Below are 18,160 nucleotides of genomic sequence, written 5' to 3'. Positions count from 1 at the left end.
GACGGTGTCATGCCGTTCGCCGCCCGCAAGCTGGCGTAGCCCGCGCCACGATCCACGGTTCCGGAAGACCACAACAACGCCATGCCCGATTTCGCTGATATCAAAAGCCTCCTCGATGTGCTGCATGATCCGCTCGCCGTCAGGCTGCGAGCACGCTGGAAATCGTTCAACCCGTTCCGCGTCCTCAAGGTAGAAAAGCGCGAACTGCGCCATACGACGACGTTGGCGTGGTTGCTCGATCCCCGCGAGAATCACGGCCTGGGCGACCATTTCCTGCGCGGGTTCCTGAAGAGCGTGTGCGAAGCGGCCAGCGATCACACCACGCTGCTCCGCTACGAAACCGACAACGACGCCATCGTCCGCGTGCATTCCGAGCTGCAGATGCAGAAGGTGCAGGGCGACCGCATCGTTCCCGACTTCGACGACGATCGATATTCCGACGTGCCCGCAAATGCCGACAGCGAGCGCGGCAAGCGCCGCATCGACGTGCTCGTAGAAGGACAAGGCTGGGCCGTCGCGATCGAAGCAAAGATCGGTGCCACCGAAGGCGAGGGACAACTCAACGCCTATCGCGTGCCGCTACAACTGTGGGCGCAACGAACCGGCCGCGAGTTGCTGCTCGTCTACCTGACGATCGACGAGCAAGATATCAAAGGCGACGACTGGATCAACGCGCAATGGAGCAAGGCGGTTGCGCAGCCGCTTCGCACGGTGCTCGCTGCATCGGGAGAATCAGCGCAACTGGGCGACCAGCAGCACGCGTTCCTCGCAAGCTACCTCGACATTCTGAGCGACGTCGCCGACGATGCCGATGGCTTCGTCAACTGCGCGCTCTCCGAGCTCGCCACCCACCACACCACGGCGCTGCGGTGCCTGAAGGAAGCGATCAAGGCGTCGAGCCAGAATGCGCCGCATCCGGCGGACTGGATCGTGCTCTACGAGCGCAACAAGCGCTTGCTCGACCCGCTGCTGGAGTATGTCGATCTGGGCTTCGAGGCGCGGGCCAAGATGATCGACAAGGCGCTCAGTACGCCCGGCCTCCGCAAGGTCAAGAGTGACAACTCGTACGTGCGCTTCATCGTCACGGACTGGGCGCAGCGCTTTCCGCGCATCTTCGAGCCGTCGGATGAGCGGTTGCCGCGTGTGCTGTACGAAATTCGCAACGACTCGAAGCAGCCGCACAAGGTCTTCGTCGCCCTGCAGATCTGGCTGCTCGACGGCAACGTGTACAAAGACGAGGTGTATCTCGAGGAACGCAACTTGATGGTGCGGGACATTCAGAGGAATGACCGCGTCAACGACTTCCCGCGCCTGTTCGCGCGGCGCAAGCCCAAGGAGCAATTAAACCAGAAGGTGCAGACGCTCGTGAGCACGGGCATCACATGCGACATCGAAGCGCCCGACGCGGCGCACTTCGCCGAGAAGCTGAATGAGTTCGTCTCCAAAACGTCGAAGCAGATCGAGGAATACCTCGGCCGCTTCGGAGAAGGAGACGAGCTTGCCGCGGCCTGACAAGCCACCCGCAAACGCGCTGACCTCGACGCGAGACCAGCGTCAGCACATCCCGATAGAGAGGAAAGCCGTCATGGCCCGCAGCACACTGGTAGTACAGGACCATCTCGCCGTGCGCGCGAGCCGCCTTGCGGCGGCGCGCCGTCAACAGCACGGCTTGCAGGTCATGACCGTCGACCAACTGGCGGCGCGGCTCGCTGGCGGCTTCACGCGTCCGATCGACGTCGAGAGCCTGCGTGGCGCGCTCAAGGCGGCGCTGCCAACGACGCCAATTGGCGAGCTCGAAAGCATCAAGTCGCTGCCCGGCATGATCGACGCCGCTGCCGGGACCCTGCAAAGGGCCTGGCGCGCTGACATCGACCTCGCTGCGCGCGCCGCTGACCATCCACGCCTCGATGCCGTCGCGAGGCTCGAGGCGGCCGTGCTTGCGCAACTGCCGCCGGGCATGATGCGCCCCGCGGATCTCGTCGCAGCGGCCGTGCGTCGTATCGCTCACGCGCCGGCTGTCCTCGGGCGAGTGGAAATCGCCGGGCTGACCGATCTCGATCCGTGCTGGCGACCGATGCTTTTCGCGCTGGCGCAGCACGTCGAGCTGCAATGGTCCGCCGGGCCGCGCGCGATGCCGAAGTGGCTCTACGCAGGCGCTGTCGCCGTGTCGCAGACGGCGTGCGCGACGCCCACGGTAACGGGCGTGAGCGCCGCGACGCCTTACCACGAAGCGATCGAAGCGATGCGCTGGGTGCGGTCACTGCTTGCGTCCGGGCAAGCCGTCCCCTCGGAAATCGCGATCGCGAGCGCGTCCACGACCGACTACGACGACTTTCTTCTGACCTTGAGCGCCGACGCCAATCTCGATCTGCATTTCGTCCATGGCATCCGCAGTGTGGCGACCCGCGACGGGCAAGCCGCCGCGGCGTTGGCGCAGATCGTCGTGCGCGGCCTTTCGCAGTCGCGCCTGCGGCGCCTCGCGTCGCTATGCCGGGATTCGGCGCTGTTCGAAGCTTTGCCGAAGGGCTGGATGCGAATCATGCCGCCCGACGCACCGCTTTCTTCGCTGCACGCATGGGAGCGGTTGCTCGCCCGCCTGAGCGCCAAAGACTGGCCCGACGGCCACGATCACGGCGCGGCCATGCGTGCGCTTGTCGAGCGCCTCACGGGCGGCCCGGACGCCGCGCCCGAAATCGGCGAGGCCATGTTAAGGGGCCGCGCGCTCGCGATCTGGCGCTCGGCGCTGCTCGCCGGCCCGGCCACGTCAATCGACATCACGCTGGAAAGCTCCAGGCAAAGCGATGAGCACGACCCATGCGTGAGCGTTGCGTGGATGCCCGCCAGCGCGCTCGCGGGCTCGCCGCGCCGCTTCGTGCGGCTGCTCGGCCTCAACGCCTCGCGTTGGCCACGCAGCAATGCCGAGGACGCGCTGGTTCCCGAACACATCATTCCGGCCGCCGAATTCAATCCGCTGCACGTGAGCGCCGCAGATCGCCTGGACTTCGAGACCATTCTGGCAACAACAGCCAGTGAAGCCGTGCTGTCGCGCGCGCGCCGCAACGGCGACGGGCGTCAGCTGGGGCGCAGTCCCCTGCTGAACGCATACGGCGCGGAGACATTTCTCGGCCGCTATACCGCCCCCGTCCACGCCTTCTCCGAAACGGACCGGCTCATGGGCCGACCGGCGGAATTTCGCTCCTTGCCGCAAGCGGCCAGCGCACGCGCGTGCTGGAACGACTGGCAGCGCGCCGAGATCACCGCGCATGACGGCCTCGTGCGCGCCGACCACCCACTCGTACTTGCAATCCTCACGCGTACCCAGTCGGCTAGTTCGCTGCGGCGCCTGCTGCGCAATCCGCTCGGTTATCTGTGGCTCTATGCGTTCGGCTGGCGTGAACAGGAAAGCGACGCCGAACCGCTCATGCTCGACGCGCCCAGCGTCGGCAACCTAGTTCACGAAGTGCTCGATCTCGCGCTGCGCGATCTCGAGCGTGCGAACGGCGTCGCGAAGTCCGATGCCGAAACGATCGCGGCGGCCGTGGAGCGTGCGGCGACGACCGTCGCCGCCCAATGGGAAAATGAGTGCGCGTTGCCGCCGGGCGTCATCTGGCGCCGGACGCTCGACGACACGCGCTCGATGGCACGCGTCGCTCTGGGTTGGCACGACGACACGCTGCCCGGCGCGCGCGCCTGGGGCGAAGTCCCGTTCGGCGGTTCCGCGCCCAAATCGGACGCCGATCTCCCGTGGGATGCACAAGCAACCGTCTCGATCCCCGACACGGGATTCAACATCGCCGGATATATTGACCGGCTCGACATTGCCGGCGACGGCACGCGCGCGCGCGTGCGTGACTACAAGAGCGGGCAGACGCCAAAAGAGACAATTCAGGTCGACGGCGGCCGCGAGTTGCAGCGCTGCCTCTATGCGTTCGCAGTTAAGGTACTCCTCGGCGACGACGTATCGATCAGCGCCTCGCTGTTCTATCTGCGCGATGCCAAAAACCTCGTGCTCGAGAACGCGGACGCCGTACTCGACGAGATCGCCGGCCACCTCAAAGCCGCACGTGAGAGCTTCGCCGCAGGCGCGGCGTTGCCCGGCCCCGACGCCGGCTCGAACACCGACGACCTCGCATTCGCCCTGCCCGCGAATGCGAGCGCAACGTATTGCAAGCGCAAGACGCCGGCCGCTATCGAGCGGCTCGGCGAGTTCACCGCGGTCTGGGAGGCCGAATGATGCACGGCAAGACAAAAGCTCTCAACGACGACAACGCGCGCCGCACCGCGATTTGCGTGCATGACCGGTCGATACTCGTCGAAGCCGGCGCGGGGTCCGGAAAGACTGCCATCATGGCGGGGCGCATCGCGCTCATGCTGGCCGAAGGCGTCGCGCCGCGCTCGATCGCGGCGGTCACGTTTACCGAACTAGCCGCCAGTGAGCTCGTTTCACGGGTGCGCGAATTCGTTGCCGAGCTCTCGGTGGGCCGAATCGGCGCCGAGCTCAGAATTGCGCTGCCAGACGGCTTGTCGCCAGCACAACGGGCGAATCTCGCGGCATCGTCGACGGCCCTCGACGAGATCACCTGCTCGACGATCCACGGGTTCTGCCAGCGCCTGATCAAGCCATACCCTGTCGAAGCGGATCTCGATCCCGGCGCACGTGTGATGGACCGCAACCAGGCCGATCTCGTGTTCGATGAGATCGTCGACGGCTGGTTGCGCGAGCGGCTCGGCGGCACGCAGGCTGGCGTGCTCGCCGAGTTGGTGCTGCACAAGCCTGCCGAGGCGGTGGCGCTCGTACGGAAGATCGCCGGAAGCCTGCGGCGCCGACGCACGCTTCGCGCGCCCAACGTCGCGGCGCTCCGCAGCCCCTTTCAGGCATTCCAGCAAGCGACGGCGGCCTTCGGCGCCTTCGCACACGGCACGCCAACAATGGAACCGGAAACGGCGCGCATCGTGGATCACCTGAAAGAACTGGCGGCTACGCTGTCAGCAGGCCCCGGTCCGGCGACGCCCGCGGGCCTTGTCCGCCTTCTCACGACGCGTCTCCACTCGGACATTCGCACGAAGACGGGCGAATTCCGTGTTTATCGTTACAAAGGCAAGTGGGTCGCGGCTGCGAGAGCGCAAGGCTTAAGCAAAGCAGAAGGCGAACAGCTCAACGACGACGCGACCGATCGCTACGAGGCCTGCAGCGAAACGTGGACGGCACTGCTTCAGGCTGCTGCGAGTCACGTGCTGGTGTCGCTCGTCGACGAGGCAAGAGAGATCCTCGCACGCTATCGCGACTACAAGCGTACCGCCGCGCTGCTCGATTTCGACGACCTGATCTTCGCCGCGCGCGACCTGCTGCGCGATCACGATGACGTCCGCCGCGCGCTCGGCGCGCGCTTCGCTCATGTGCTCGTCGACGAGTTCCAAGACACTGACCCGCTCCAGACCGAGATTTTCTGGCGTTTGTGCGGCGACCCGGCAGACGGGCACTTAAACGCGGACTGGACGCAATTCCGCATCCGTCCCGGCGCGCTGTTCCTCGTCGGCGACCCGAAGCAGGCGATCTACCGCTTTCGCGGCGCCGACGTCGGCGCCTACGTTCAGGCCCGCGACGCGTTTCGCGCACAGGACCCGCAGAGCCTGCTGTCGATTTCGACCAATTTCCGCTCATGTGCGCCCATCCTTGCCTACGTGAACGAGCGCTTTGAAGATGTGCTCTCGAGCGACGGGCAGCCCGGCTTCACCGCGCTCGACGCATTCCACGGCGACCGCGGCGAGCAAGCGTGCGTGGCGGCGCTCGACATCGCCGTGGCAGACGCAAGCGGCGCAGCCGACACCACGCAGCAACGCGATGCGGAAGCCGAAGCCGTCGCGGATTTGTGCGCGCGCTTCGTCGGCAACGCGACCGTCCTCGATCGCCGCACAGGCGAAACACGTCCGTGCAGGCCGGGCGACATCGCCTTGCTCGCGCCGACGGGCAGCGACCTTTGGCGCTACGAAGAGGCACTGGAGCGCCGCGGCATCCCGGTCGCGACACAGGCCGGCAAGGGCCTCTTTCGCCGTCAGGAGATTCAGGACCTGATCGCGCTCACGCGCGTCCTCGCCGACCGCAAGGACACGCTGGCGCTCGGCGCGCTTTTGCGCGGGCCGCTCGTCGGCCTCACGGACGAGGCATTGCTCGATATCGCGTGGACGCTCCCGCGCGCCCCCGACGCGCCCGACTGCATCGCGCGACTCGACCTCGGCGTGGACGCCGAAGCCATCACGCATCCGCTTGCACGCAAAGTCATCGAGGCACTCCAGGCGCTTGAGCGTCGCAGCCACCACACGACGCCGCACGATCTGCTTTCGCAGGCGATCGACGTCATGCGCGTGCGGCATATTCTGCGCGGCCGTCACGGACGCGAGTCCGAGCGCGCGCTCGTCAACGTCGATCTGTATCTGGGGCTGTCCGCCAGCTATGCGGTACGCGGCTTGCGGGCATTCGCCGAAGCGATGACGCTCGCCTGGCAGGACGAGGCCAAAGCGGTCGAAGGCCAGGCGGACGCTCAGGAAGAAGCGGTCACGCTGCTCACCATGCACGCGTCGAAGGGTCTCGAGTGGCCGGTCGTCATTCCGGTCAACACGATGACTGGCGTGATGGCCGCCGACAGCGCGATCACGGAGCGCCAGACCGAAACGTTCTACTGCCCGATTCTCGGCGTCGCACCGCTCGGCTACGAGGCAGCTCGCGAAGCCGAGCAGAATGAGCTCGCCCGCGAGCGAACCCGGCTCTGGTACGTCGCTGCGACTCGCGCCCGCGAACTGCTCGTCCTGCCGCGCCTCGACGCGGCAGCACCCAAGAACTCCTGGATCGGGCTGCTCGATCTGGCGATCAGCGCGCTGCCGGCTCTCGACGTCACGCATCTGGCGGCGGCCACGGGAGCAGCCGTCGTCGAGCCGGAGAACGCGCAGACGCGCGACGCGTTCGCCGCCGAGGCAAGAGCCATCGCAGAACTGCAGCACAAGCTGACGTGGTTGGCGCCAAGCCGTGACGAGAGTACGTCCGGGCCGGTGCTGCAAGCTGCGTCCCAGGAAGAATCAATGGGGATCGAAGCTTTGCTCGACGCCACCTTGGCCAGCACGGTCCAAGGGAGCCGCGAGCGCGGACTCATCCTGCACAAGCTCTTCGAGGAAGTGCTGACTGGAGAGACAACTGACGATGCAGCGGCGCTCATCATGCGCGCGAAGGAGCTCATCGATGTGTTCCAGCACCCCCAACGAAGCGGCGCCGTGAATGCGATGTCTGCCCACGAGCTCGCTGATTGCGTCGCCCGGACATTAGCATTGCCCGAGATCGCCCCACTGAGGGCGGCGCTCGTTCCGGAGTTCCCTGTTTATCGCGCTCAGGAGGACGGCGGCAAGGAAACGGCAACGGCCGGCATCGCCGATGCCGTCACGCTAGATGCCGATGGACGCCCCGCCGTCGTGATCGACTGGAAAAGCGATGTGCGGCCAGATGTGAAGACCGTGGAGCACTATCGCGCGCAGGTTCGCGCCTATCTCGACGTCACCGGCGCCGAGCGCGGTCTGATCGTGTTCGTGACGACAGGCGCAATAGTCGCCGTCGAGCCAACGATGACCGGCGCCGCAGCCGCGTAAGCCTGCCCCGGCGCGCGGCGACAGATCATATTGCCGTGCGCCGGGCCTGGGCGCAGTCCCAACCTGCAATCGATCAGGCGTCGATGACAGCCACCTGGAACGCATCCTCAGGCCAATGCCCTTTGACAAGCGCCTTGAGGATTTCTTCCTTAATGTGATTGTCGAGACGGTTCGGGTAGAGCGGCTTCTCGCTTACCGCGTCCGCATGCCAGTGAGCCATGAATTCGGTTTCAGCGTCCTCCCGCGAGCGTTTGACGAGCTTCGGCGGCCTTTGTGCGGCGGTGCGCCACTCGTTGACATGCATCGCCCAGTCCTGCTCGCAGCTTTCCCAGTCGAATTTCGCGACACGTTCTTTTTCTTCTTCCCAATTGGCCTTGTAGCCCCGACCAGGCTGGCCGCTCGCATTGACCGCAAGGCATGCGAGATTCGGCAATTCGTGCTTGGCACAGAACATCTCGATCATCAGAAGCCGCTTGCCGATCGAGAGCGGAATCGCGCTCTGCACAAGTTCGTCATCCGGAAAGTCACGCTTGGCGCGCTCGACCAGTTTGCCATAACGGATCGTCGCGCCCCCGCTGTCGCGCGCGAGCTCGAGCAGATAGCGATAGTAGATTTCGCCGAGGCGAACGTCGTAAGCCGAAATTTTCATCAATTCTGGAGCCTTCCTAATACCTTCGATTGTCTTCCGGCGCGCTCATCACGAGCAGCGTCTTGCCCGGTCTGCCACCGCACGGAACGTGCCGCGTGATGTGCCGCCTAGTTTCCATACATCCCGTAAAGCCGCGCCGCTTCCGCCACCAGCTCGGCGCGCAGGCTCGCTGGCCCGAGCACTTCGACGTTCGGGCCAAACGATCGTAACCACCATCGCAAACGCTGACTCAACATCACCGTGCCCTGCACGTAGAGCGCGTCGCCCTTGCGCGAGTCCTTCTGGTCCATGGCCATCGGCGCTTCAAGTAGATGGTCGCCCGCGCTATCGAAGAATTTCAGCTTAAGGAGCACTTCCTTTTCGACCATGAAATCGAAACGGCGCTGCTGCTTCACATATTGTTCGAGCGAGAATGTCGCGGGATAAGAGAACGCTTCGGGCAACGCCTTCGCTTGCCAGAGCCGATCCATGCGGTACATCGTCGGCTCCTGTTTGCCCTCGGTGCCGCCAATGAGATAAACGAGGCCACCGACTTCGACAAGACCGAGCGGAAGAACTACCTTCGGCGTCTCGTTATCGGCGTTGTGGCGAGGCCGATAGACCATCTCCAGCTTGCGCTCTTCGAAGAGCGCCTTCGAAACAACGGCAAATAGCTCGCGGTCGATTACCGGATAGCTCAGGGCGAAGCCGCCGCTTTCGACTGCGACCTTGCTGGCCCATCGGGAATAGTGCTGCTCGTTCGGGCTGTTGGGGCGTTGCAAGCGCGCTTCGGCGACCCCGAACATCGAGGACAACGCGTCAGCGACGAGGCCGGGAATCTGTCGCGACGAGAAGCGCCGCAAGGTCTGGAGCGCGAGCGCTTCGTCGAACGTCATCATCGCACCCGCGCGCGCCGCCATGCCGCTCGCACCGGCCTTTCTGCGCCATTCGAGCGCGTTGCCGCGCTCCTGCATCTCAACAAGCCCGGTTGTCGCAAGCCGTGTGAGATGGCGATTGATCGTCCTGACCGTGACGGGTTCAAGTGCATCCTGCACGACGCGCTGATGGATTTCTGGCGTACTGAGGTAGTTGCCCTGCGTTGCCCCATCGGGCAAGACGCGCATGATTTCACGATCGAGTTCTGACATGGGATAGCGCTGGCAAGGTAAGAGTCCGTCGTCGGGTTATCGGCAATTTGGACTGAATCTTGAATTGCTCGCGTACTGCGCGATCCGCCCAACGCTCAAGGCCATTCCGATTCCGTCAGAGTTTCGAACGGGACGCCTCCTACCCGAAGCGCTTCGACCAGTCAACGGCAATGGCTTGGATGCCTTGCCCACCTCGCAGAAGAGCGCTAAAGCGCAGCATCAATGGCAAGCAAGGTTTCAAGCGCTCCACCCCGAATGCCGAGGCCCACTGCCGGGTCAATCTGGGGTTCGCGACTGTTGATGCGTACAAAACGAGGTCCGTGACGCTCGCTGAACCGACGGATAGTCGGTAGCGCCGTTCCGGCACCGATCTCGATCACCGCGAGACGCTTGACCGAACTCATCCACATCTGCAAATGCGCTATCTGACCTTCTGTCCGCTCTTCCAGCCACGCATGGTCCCAGAACATCAGGATGTTGGGACGCGCGAGGCCACCACACCGTGCGCAACGCGGCAATTCGCCGATCATTCGACAGGCTTGCTCGTCAACCGCGGGTTCGAATCCGGTTGCCGGCCAGATGTCCGCACAGCACGGCGTCGCGCACTGGAAATGGTGGATCGATCCATGGCATTCCGCGACGGAGCGTTCCGAAAAACCTGCCTTCTGGAATTGACCATCGACGTTGCTCGTATAAACGAACGCCCCGTGTGGCATGCGCGCCACCCAACGCTTAAGTATCGCGAATCCGCCGTGCGGCTCGACTTCGCGATAGCGCGCTAGGCGGTGGCCATAGAAGCCCCAGGCAAGCAGGGGGTCGTCCCGGAATGCATCCGGATTCGCCATGGATTGAAAGCCGCGCTGCAACGCCCCCAACGCAGGATAGGCGCGCCACAACCCCTCGTTGCCACGAAAGTCAGGAAGGCCCGAATCGACGCCCATTCCTGCGCCCGCGGTAATCAAGAGCGCGTCGGCGTTGCGAATCCATTCGGCTGCGCGTGCAATTGCGTGCGCCTGTGCTTCCATAAATTCTTCCTGTGGCATATGTGCTCCGGCCGTAGTCCGGCGCGCGGCATGATAGTCAATCCCTGCCGCGGGAAAGACTATAAGGCGAGGTAGGGACAGTTCGTGTCCCGACTGAACTCGGCCTGCTATACCACTCGCGAAAGCCCGCTTGCACGCCGCAATAGCGAAGATACTCCGCCAATCCCACGCCAGTCGCCAGTCAGTGGCATCGAGACAGCGATTGTCCCATTCGCGGCGCAAGCTGCTCGCTTCAATGCGACGGGAAGTCACTAACCGCTATGACAAAGCAGGGCCACGTGTACAGGCCTGTCGTGATGCAGCGCGCAACGAGCGCACGGCTCGCTCACGCGCCGCGTTGCATCGCACCGAGGTTATGGGGATACGACGCATCTCTCGCAAAGATGCGGCTGAAACCGTTGCCAGCGCCGGACGGGACGCTCGCATGGACGGGAGCACTCCTGTCCGAGGTTGCGCAGACTGCCGCTTCGAGTCAAGGAATCAAATGACAAAAATTACGGGCACGCTGGAATTCGTCAACGTAAAGTACATACGGACGTCGCGATATCGACGGCGAGGACAAACAGAAAGTCACCGCGCGCCCCGCTACAAAGTGCGATACCGAGTGCAGGGGCAATCACCCCAAGTAGCGATGGTCGAGCCGAAAATCTCCCACCTCATCGTCTCGCGCATTCGCGAAAGCCAGCCAGGAGACCTAGTTGAAGTCGTGCTAACAACCGACGAACAAAACATCGTCGAATGGACAAACCAGACACACGACAAGCTCTGGGAGGACTTCAGCGGGACATTCGAAGAAAGCGATGACACATCTAGTCCCTAACCGGACTGACAATCCGCACTCCGACATCCTCATTCGTATCCGTTATGCACACGTATGCGATGGGACACGATTTGTCCAAAGCTCGATTTAGACTGCAACCGGACCTAAGGCTGCCAATCGTGCAACGCTGTACAACAGCCCACATCCCAATCAGATATATCGCCAACACAATGTGCAACTTCATTCATTTTTTTTGAGTTGCTGCCGACAATCACTGAAGGGATGGGAACGATGCCCTGAATTGTAGCCCCTCCAGCAATGTTTTAATTCTGGCACCTGGCAAGAAAATCGCCCGGCAATCAGGATGAACCCAGACCAACGCTAGGGAAGGTCTGCACAACATGTTTTCAGTGCGCCGATCTTTTTTCACGTTGGGCGTATCGGCCGCAGGAAAAAGCTATTCATGCCGCGCTTAACGTTGCGCTCAAGATAATGGACTATGACACGCCCGGGAACAAAGCCGAACCCAAGGCACCAAGATGGTGGCAGAAGGCAGCGTCGGCAGCCGGCGATGTAGTCGAGGCACGTTCGGGACGGGACGTGATACCCCTGAAGTCAGTGCCGGCCCTCCTAAGGCGTCGAATTTCTGGCATAAGGCAGCATCGGCACCCCGCGGGGCCGTTGGTGGCGCATTCGGACTTGCTGCGATTGCCATCGAGCTGCCGATCTCAACGACCATCATGATGCGCTCGATCGCAGATATCGCACGCAGCGGTGGGGGAGAACCTGTCCGATCACGACACACAGGTTGCATGTGTCGAGGTCCTCGCATTTGGCGGCAAAAGCAAGAGTGATGATGGAGCCGAGATCGGTCACTTCGCCGTACGTCAAGCGATGGCTGCTGCGGTCACGGACGTCGTTACTTACCTTGCTAAGGGTGGAACAGACACCGCCGGACCTGTTCTGATCCAGTTGATTCGGCAAATTGGCCAACGATTTGGTGTGGTGGCCAGCGAGAAGGCAGTCGCTCAACTCATTCCTATAATCGGTGCCGCCAGCGGAGCCGCAATCGCTACCTTGTTCATCGACCACTTCCAAGACATGGCCTGCGGTCACTTCACTGTACGCCACCTAGAGCGGAAATACGGTGCGGCCATGATCCAGGCGGAATACGAGAAGCTGACCCAGCTTGGCAAATCGATCGAACCGCAACTCGAACTGTCGGGGAGCGCTTCCGCATAGCTCTGCTGCGATGAGGGCTACGAGGAAGCCCTAGCGGCAACATGAACGAATATTTCCGCAGAGGCTTCTATCAAGACAAGACACCATGAAATTCAAACTTGCAGCAGCACTCGTGCTTGCAATGCTCTCGCTCACCGCCAACGCGGAAACGCGCTGCGGCATCATCACCAACGCGCTTCCCGGTGGCAATTTGACGCTGGACGATCGAGATACGTCATGCCAACTCGATGCCGATGGGGTGCCCGATAAGTGCCCGCAACCAAGCAGGGTGAACAATGCGGATGGGTCGCTGGCATAACCAATGCGGCAACGCACACGTCACCAGCGTCGCACGGCAAACTCAAGTCCATGAAAGCGTGCGATGCCGACAAGAAGTTGATGCTGGCTCTCATCGCTCGCAATCATTGACACGACTTACGCAAGCGAGAAGAGCCGGGTGTTTGGCTCTTCTCTTTGCCATCACTGTCGATTTCCCGCTAGTGACAGGCTTGCTTCAATCGGAAGGGGTAGCGCGCACCCGACTTGCACAAGCGGCTTGCAGAGCTTTTACCAGTAGTTACAGAGCCTCGCTGCACGACAGAACCTCCTCGCCGCACGCCTTGGGACTGGTCAAACCCATCGTCCTCTGCATCAACAGCGCTACCATCACGAGGAGCCCCTTTCTTCAGCTTCATCGGCACATCGCTCATGCTGAACGTACAAACCTTACCCTCTGCCTTGATCTGTAGCTATTCAGCCTTCGCCAGATAGAGCAAATTCTCATGCAACGATCGACGCATCTTGCTGTCGCTGCGGTTAATCTGCCCTACGCCGACCCCATGGCCATTCATCTCATAGCCGCCTTCAACCAATCCTGTTTGCTGTTCCAATACTTTCTTCGACCTTGCGTGACGATATCGACCAGGAGTCTCCCACCTGGTTCGCAAGACTCTCGTCATCTCTCGTCATCTCTCGTCACCGACAGACAGAAGAGGATCACGTGCAGGTGAAATCCCGTATCTTCACCTTCCTCGGTCGCCCATACGTACGCCTTGATGCATGACATCAACTTGTTTTATCTGCGCGCCTTGAAGAATCTGTCGCGAGGTCTCTGTACATCGTCCAACGTGATCGAGCCACGACATTTCGGCTGATATTGCAATGTCTGTTTCAGAGAGATTGAGCTGCCACTCACTAAATGGTGGATTACACAAACATCAACACTGTCGTTCACCTTCTTTATAAGCCATGCTTGATGCATGGCTCTTGGTGAAAGTGATCTACTCTTCTCCCCTTCTTTGTATTGATCTATTTTGTGCATTTTCTACTGCTCCCTCTATGCTATGAGATGAGCAATCAATCCTCTTCTACTGGTAATAGTCGTAGTCCTGCTTGAGACAGTCCGACTCCATGCCCTAATAGAAGGAGGGGGATTAAGGACGCGCACTTAACGTTTCTCGCAAAGTGAAAAAACAAGCAAAGCCACGTTGATTGCCCATCTCGCTCGCGGCCAGCCTCTTTGCGCTGGCCTTTTTCATTTCAGCACGAGAAAGGGTAGTTACATGGCAAGCTTTCATCATTGCGTCAAAAGTGGCAAGAGGGGTTCTGCAGAAGATCACCGCGAGTACATCATGCGTGATGCAAAAAAGTATAGAGATCGAAAGGATCTAATCGCGTTCGCTTACGGCAATATGCCTCCGTGGACACAGGACGATCCGGCGGTGTTCTGGAAGGCAAGCGACAAGTACGAACGAGCCAACGGGGCGGCCTATCGCGAACACGAAATCGCATTGCCATCCGAGTTGACACGCGAACAGCAGATCGAACTGGCAGGCCAGCTTACCTACGAACTGGTTGGGAGCAAACCGTTTCAGTACGCAGTCCACGGCCCTCATGCCTCGCTCGGGGACGGCGAGAACACCCACCTCCACCTGATGTATTCCGACCGCATGGACGACAGTATTGACCGTTCACCCGAGCAGACCTTCCGGCGCTACAACCCGCAACACCCCGAGCGTGGTGGCCGCAGGAAAGACAGTGGCGGGAAGAACAGTATGCAGATGCGAGATGAGCTAATCGCAACACGAAAGAAGTGTGCCGATCTGCAAAACGCGGCATTGGCAAAGTACGGCCATACGGCCCGTGTCGATCATCGTACGCTGAAAGATCAGGGCATTGATCGGGAACCCGAACGTCATCTCGGCCAGGCTCGTGTCCGCAGCATGTCGGCGGATGACCGGAAGCAGTACAGCGCACAGCGCCAGCAGCAGGCATGAAGCCCGATACCGAAAACGCCAGCGGACAGCGGGACGAGCCGAGAGAAACGAGGCCGGCTGGAGCCGGCCTCGGGTGATGACGTTAGCACCACAGGCGCGTCGCTACCCACCGCAGTTGCCATCGCGTCAGGGCGGACGGCCCTGATGAATGGCAATCCACCCGTCAAATCGGTGCTACGGTGCTACATGTAGCACCGTAGCACCAGACTGCGGTGCGAGTTGCTTACTTCGGGTTGAACAGGCTGGAGCCACCGAGGGTGCTAACAGCGTGAGCGGTAATACCAAAGTGTTGCGGGTTGAGATTGATGTACTTGCGCGAGCCGTAGCCAATAATCGCGATCACGCCTTCGACTTCAAGGTACTCCAGCACTGCATCAACGCGTTTGCGATCGTGGCGGAATTCACGGCTGCCCCAGCAATACTGGCGGAAAATACGCGTACTGACCTGCATACTACCGCCCGACCTCTCATGATAGTGGCGAAACCACGCCACCGCCTGCACTGCATCTTGCTCCACGATCGGAAAATACATTGAACCGAAGATTTCAATGTACTCCTCCGTGAACCACTTACACATGCGAATCGCACGGCGCATATTCGCGAGCGACACTTCTTTCGGTTCTTCGTTTTCAGCCACTTCGTAGATTACCGCGATACGCGCGATGTTCTCTGCACACTTGGCTATGTAGTTCTCGATCGGCTCGTAACAACCGCCCGGGCGAATCGAGTGCGCCAGCCACTCATAGGTGGCGATCCACTGCTTCTCTGCATCGGGATGCATCGGCACAGCCCTGCGGCTTACATCGCCAGCACGGAATTTCTCACCAAGACGTTGAAGCAACCGTGTTGACCATGCCCAATAGTGCTCGCGCGCAGCCGTGGGAACCCCCTTTTTTCCGGCGATACCAGTGCGATCCGGCTTCGGCGAGTGCGATACAAGGCAACGTGCCAGGAAACCAAGTTCGTCAGCATCCGCACCCTTGTTCTTGATAAACCGACGGAACGGACGTGTCTGAATTGCTGCTACGAGCGTCAGGCAAATGCCACGAATCCTGACGTTACCCGTCGTCTTCAGGTTGCTACGATAATCTGAACCATCCCAACCACTATTCATCAGGTCAAGTCCAGAAGTAAGTGGCCCATTGGTAAATCGGCTCGCTTCGTCGAAGTACAGTGCTGCGATTGGGCCATAGTTGACCATGCCATCGTACACACCTGGCCATGTTGCGTGCCCATACAACAACTGCAAGGGCTTTTTTTTCCCGGGCTCCCTCCTCATAATCAACTCGTGCTGGCGAATCCGGCGCTTTCTGCGAGCCGGCCGCGCCCACTCTTTCTTCAACATGGCGTCGCACTTATCGAGTTTGATCTCCCAGACCCGATGTGCGGTTTTCGTACCGGCATCATCTTGCGCCAGTTCAGCCTGCTGCTGCCGCTCCATTTCTACTACTGGTTTTTCCAACTCCTTCCTGATGGTCGTTTTGAATGCGCTTGTTTCTGCCAATGAAATAGCAAGCACGCTGCATGGGCCTGGCTGACAATTCGGCCGTTCCTGATCGAACGAGCCTTGCACTGGTATAGCAAGATTTCCGAGCACCATGGTTTTGATCATGGGTCTCACGTCGTGACTTGTCAGGTCGCCAAGCTCATCGACAAGAGCGGCCACCGTCGGCGGCATGTCACTTGGGGGCGAATCATCTGGATCGGAAAATCCGTCGAGGCCCCAACCTTCTGGCGGATGTGAAGCGCTTATTGCGACCGGATTTTCTAAGTGTGGTGGGGTGTACCACCGTGAATAATCGAACGACATAAGTGTATGGGTATAGAAGGCGGCGCAGCGACGTGCGTCGAAAACAGGGGCCCCGAGCGTCAATCGCCCCAGGGGTGACTACCGAATCGCTAGCATTAGTAGCAGTCGTGCGACGCGATTTAAACGCGATATACCAAGTCAAACTAGCCATGCCGTCGAGCGCAACCGCGCGAACCAGCGCAAGTAGCAGATTGAGGTGTGCTTCGTCTAGACCCGACCACTCCGCGAGTAGCGACGTGACGGGATCGTCGCGCAACGAGTCGCGCGCACGACGCAAGTCGTCAGCGAGCGCCACCTGACGATCTTCCGCAGCTTCACGACGCTTCGCCTCGTCAGCCTCCGCCGTCAGTGCACCGAACTCTGCCGTCAAACCCGCTTGGCGAGCACGAACGGCTCCGCAGCGGCCGGCGCAATGGCGGCTGTCAATGATCGCCAGGGAGGATTGGATCTTCGCCTGATCTTGAGCGATTACCGTAAGGCTACGTCCCGTAGATGCGCCAGCCGGTGGCGCCACGACTGCAACAATGGCATCAGCCCGGTGGTCCCCAGCAGAGCGCTGTGCCAGTAGGAAAACCGACATCTGCCCTGTAAGCACTACCGCCAGGCTTATAAGCCACAAAACTGCCGCAATACTACGAATGGCAAGCGACATCGAGCGGCACAGCGCCGGCAGCAGATGGGCGCACAGGACCGCAGCTACAGACCAAGCGATGCAGACGAGCTGCTCCGACGGCGAGCTGCCGTAGAGATAGCCGGCGCGCATTGCTATACCGAGCGACGTCACGGTGGCCGCAATTGCCAATGGCAAAGCAGTGGTGCAGGGAGCTTTGAGAGGTGGGAAGGGTCCAAACAAAAGGGTGGAAGTGCCCGGTTCTCCAGCTGCGTGTGCATCACAACTTGGATCCGCTTCTTTAAATTCAGTTTTTTGCATGATGAATTCCTCAAGACCCGATGCCAGCTCGATGCGACGGAACACGCTTGACGCGTGCTCCGTCGCCACTAAGCCGGGCTAGCGAGTCAAATCGCTCAGGGGTGCAGCCCGTCGAGTTCGTAGAGCCGTGCGCAGTGCTCGAGGAAATCGTCAACCGGCGCTTCGTCGTCATCCTCGTCGAGGTCGGCATTTACGTTCGCATTCACGTTAATTTCGTAATTCGCACGTGCATTACGGTGGATCATGTCGACGTCGTCCTTCACTTCATTGAAACCGAACAAGCTGGAGTTGAATTGCGATGTCATGGTTTGTTTCTTCCTTAAATGCAGCCTCACGGATTTGATCTCGAGCTGTATCGCGTTGCATCCGAACAGGTTGAAAATACGTACCCATGTCCGACCCGATCGATACCGTTCGCGACGGTCTGTAGTGATGCGGATTGTTAAAAATTCCGTCTTTCCTTAGGAATACCTTCGGATTCGCCTTCGAACGGCATAAAGCGGCGCGGCTTTGCCGCGCCATCATCGCCTATGGAAAGGGGTTATTGCGTGGAAAATTCGGTATGCAATTGGTCAGCCGCAGCACAATCGTCCGGGCCTGCTTCGACCTGCGCACCCCTGGGCGGCGATGGCAGTGTCACGGATCGCCGTATAGGAGCCAATTGATGATCGGCGCATAGGTGCCAGCGCAGGATCGGCGTAATGGAGCCAG

The 18,160-nt window shown here is 60.8% G+C and carries 16 protein-coding genes; 9 read left to right on the top strand and 7 right to left on the bottom strand.

The features are described from left to right. Positions 1-81 precede the first annotated feature (81 nt). The 3 genes from AWB66_RS04730 (at position 82) to AWB66_RS04720 (ending at position 7,632) form a co-directional block, all read left to right on the top strand. Positions 82-1,512, top strand: a complete 1,431-nt coding sequence (locus tag AWB66_RS04730) for a PD-(D/E)XK nuclease family protein (RefSeq protein ID WP_087629128.1) — start codon at positions 82-84, stop codon at positions 1,510-1,512. 73 nt (positions 1,513-1,585) lie between these two features. Continuing rightward, positions 1,586-4,234: a PD-(D/E)XK nuclease family protein gene (locus AWB66_RS04725; protein ID WP_087629127.1), complete on the top strand. Its 2,649-nt coding sequence runs from the start codon at positions 1,586-1,588 to the stop codon at positions 4,232-4,234. Further along, on the top strand, positions 4,231-7,632 hold the full coding sequence (locus AWB66_RS04720; RefSeq protein ID WP_200818927.1) for a UvrD-helicase domain-containing protein: 3,402 nt from the start codon (positions 4,231-4,233) through the stop codon (positions 7,630-7,632). Before AWB66_RS04725 ends, AWB66_RS04720 begins: the two co-directional genes overlap by 4 nt. 73 nt (positions 7,633-7,705) lie before the next feature. Here the strand turns inward: AWB66_RS04720 and AWB66_RS04715 are convergent, their stop codons facing one another. Together AWB66_RS04715 and AWB66_RS04710 are read right to left on the bottom strand one after the other, a co-directional pair. Next, complete coding sequence (locus tag AWB66_RS04715; protein ID WP_087629126.1) at positions 7,706-8,281, bottom strand: hypothetical protein; 576 nt, start codon at positions 8,279-8,281, stop codon at positions 7,706-7,708. Between the two features lie 107 nt (positions 8,282-8,388). Further along, positions 8,389-9,066 carry a WYL domain-containing protein gene (locus AWB66_RS04710; protein ID WP_235020987.1) on the bottom strand — a complete coding sequence of 226 codons (678 nt, stop codon included), beginning with the start codon at positions 9,064-9,066 and terminating at the stop codon, positions 8,389-8,391. Between AWB66_RS04710 and AWB66_RS34240 the strand changes: the two genes are divergently transcribed. Beyond that, positions 9,037-9,405, top strand: a complete 369-nt coding sequence (locus tag AWB66_RS34240) for a hypothetical protein (protein ID WP_235020986.1) — start codon at positions 9,037-9,039, stop codon at positions 9,403-9,405. The genes AWB66_RS04710 and AWB66_RS34240 overlap by 30 nt on opposite strands. Before the next feature lie 209 nt (positions 9,406-9,614). Here the strand turns inward: AWB66_RS34240 and AWB66_RS04705 are convergent, their stop codons facing one another. Then, a complete protein-coding gene (locus tag AWB66_RS04705; RefSeq protein ID WP_235020985.1) occupies positions 9,615-10,451 on the bottom strand; it encodes an SIR2 family NAD-dependent protein deacylase in 837 nt (278 codons plus the stop codon). A gap of 484 nt (positions 10,452-10,935) precedes the next feature. Here AWB66_RS04705 and AWB66_RS33475 point away from each other — a divergent pair, with 484 nt between their 5' ends. The 4 genes from AWB66_RS33475 to AWB66_RS32805 all read left to right on the top strand — a co-directional run bounded on the left by AWB66_RS33475 (position 10,936) and on the right by AWB66_RS32805 (position 12,751). After that, complete coding sequence (locus AWB66_RS33475; RefSeq protein ID WP_143328348.1) at positions 10,936-11,271, top strand: hypothetical protein; 336 nt, start codon at positions 10,936-10,938, stop codon at positions 11,269-11,271. A 479-nt stretch (positions 11,272-11,750) separates the two neighbouring features. Continuing rightward, positions 11,751-12,065, top strand: a complete 315-nt coding sequence (locus AWB66_RS35070) for an EcsC family protein (RefSeq protein WP_087629123.1) — start codon at positions 11,751-11,753, stop codon at positions 12,063-12,065. Further along, on the top strand, positions 11,986-12,453 hold the full coding sequence (locus AWB66_RS04690; protein WP_159462877.1) for an EcsC family protein: 468 nt from the start codon (positions 11,986-11,988) through the stop codon (positions 12,451-12,453). Before AWB66_RS35070 ends, AWB66_RS04690 begins: the two co-directional genes overlap by 80 nt. Positions 12,454-12,538: 85 nt before the next feature. Continuing rightward, positions 12,539-12,751 carry a hypothetical protein gene (locus AWB66_RS32805; RefSeq protein WP_125469659.1) on the top strand — a complete coding sequence of 71 codons (213 nt, stop codon included), beginning with the start codon at positions 12,539-12,541 and terminating at the stop codon, positions 12,749-12,751. Between the two features lie 430 nt (positions 12,752-13,181). On the opposite strand, the gene AWB66_RS33585 is transcribed toward AWB66_RS32805, so the two are convergent. Beyond that, positions 13,182-13,322 (bottom strand): hypothetical protein, encoded by a 141-nt coding sequence (locus AWB66_RS33585; RefSeq protein WP_159462876.1) that lies wholly within the window; start codon positions 13,320-13,322, stop codon positions 13,182-13,184. Between the two features lie 672 nt (positions 13,323-13,994). Here AWB66_RS33585 and AWB66_RS04685 point away from each other — a divergent pair. Then, on the top strand, positions 13,995-14,708 hold the full coding sequence (locus AWB66_RS04685; RefSeq protein ID WP_087629121.1) for a MobA/MobL family protein: 714 nt from the start codon (positions 13,995-13,997) through the stop codon (positions 14,706-14,708). A 223-nt stretch (positions 14,709-14,931) separates the two neighbouring features. On the opposite strand, the gene AWB66_RS04680 is transcribed toward AWB66_RS04685, so the two are convergent. The 3 genes from AWB66_RS04680 to AWB66_RS04675 form a co-directional block, all read right to left on the bottom strand. Then, positions 14,932-16,320 carry a DUF3987 domain-containing protein gene (locus tag AWB66_RS04680; protein ID WP_159462875.1) on the bottom strand — a complete coding sequence of 463 codons (1,389 nt, stop codon included), beginning with the start codon at positions 16,318-16,320 and terminating at the stop codon, positions 14,932-14,934. 82 nt (positions 16,321-16,402) lie between these two features. Continuing rightward, positions 16,403-17,494, bottom strand: coding sequence for a hypothetical protein (locus AWB66_RS32800; protein WP_125469658.1), 1,092 nt, complete (start codon positions 17,492-17,494; stop codon positions 16,403-16,405). A 50-nt stretch (positions 17,495-17,544) separates the two neighbouring features. Then, positions 17,545-17,754 carry a hypothetical protein gene (locus AWB66_RS04675; protein WP_087629119.1) on the bottom strand — a complete coding sequence of 70 codons (210 nt, stop codon included), beginning with the start codon at positions 17,752-17,754 and terminating at the stop codon, positions 17,545-17,547. Between the last annotated feature and the right edge of the window lie 406 nt (positions 17,755-18,160).

Origin of the sequence: Caballeronia telluris, assembly GCF_001544495.1 — a bacterium.
GTDB lineage: Bacteria > Pseudomonadota > Gammaproteobacteria > Burkholderiales > Burkholderiaceae > Caballeronia > Caballeronia telluris.
This window is presented reverse-complemented; position numbering and strand designations above follow the sequence as displayed.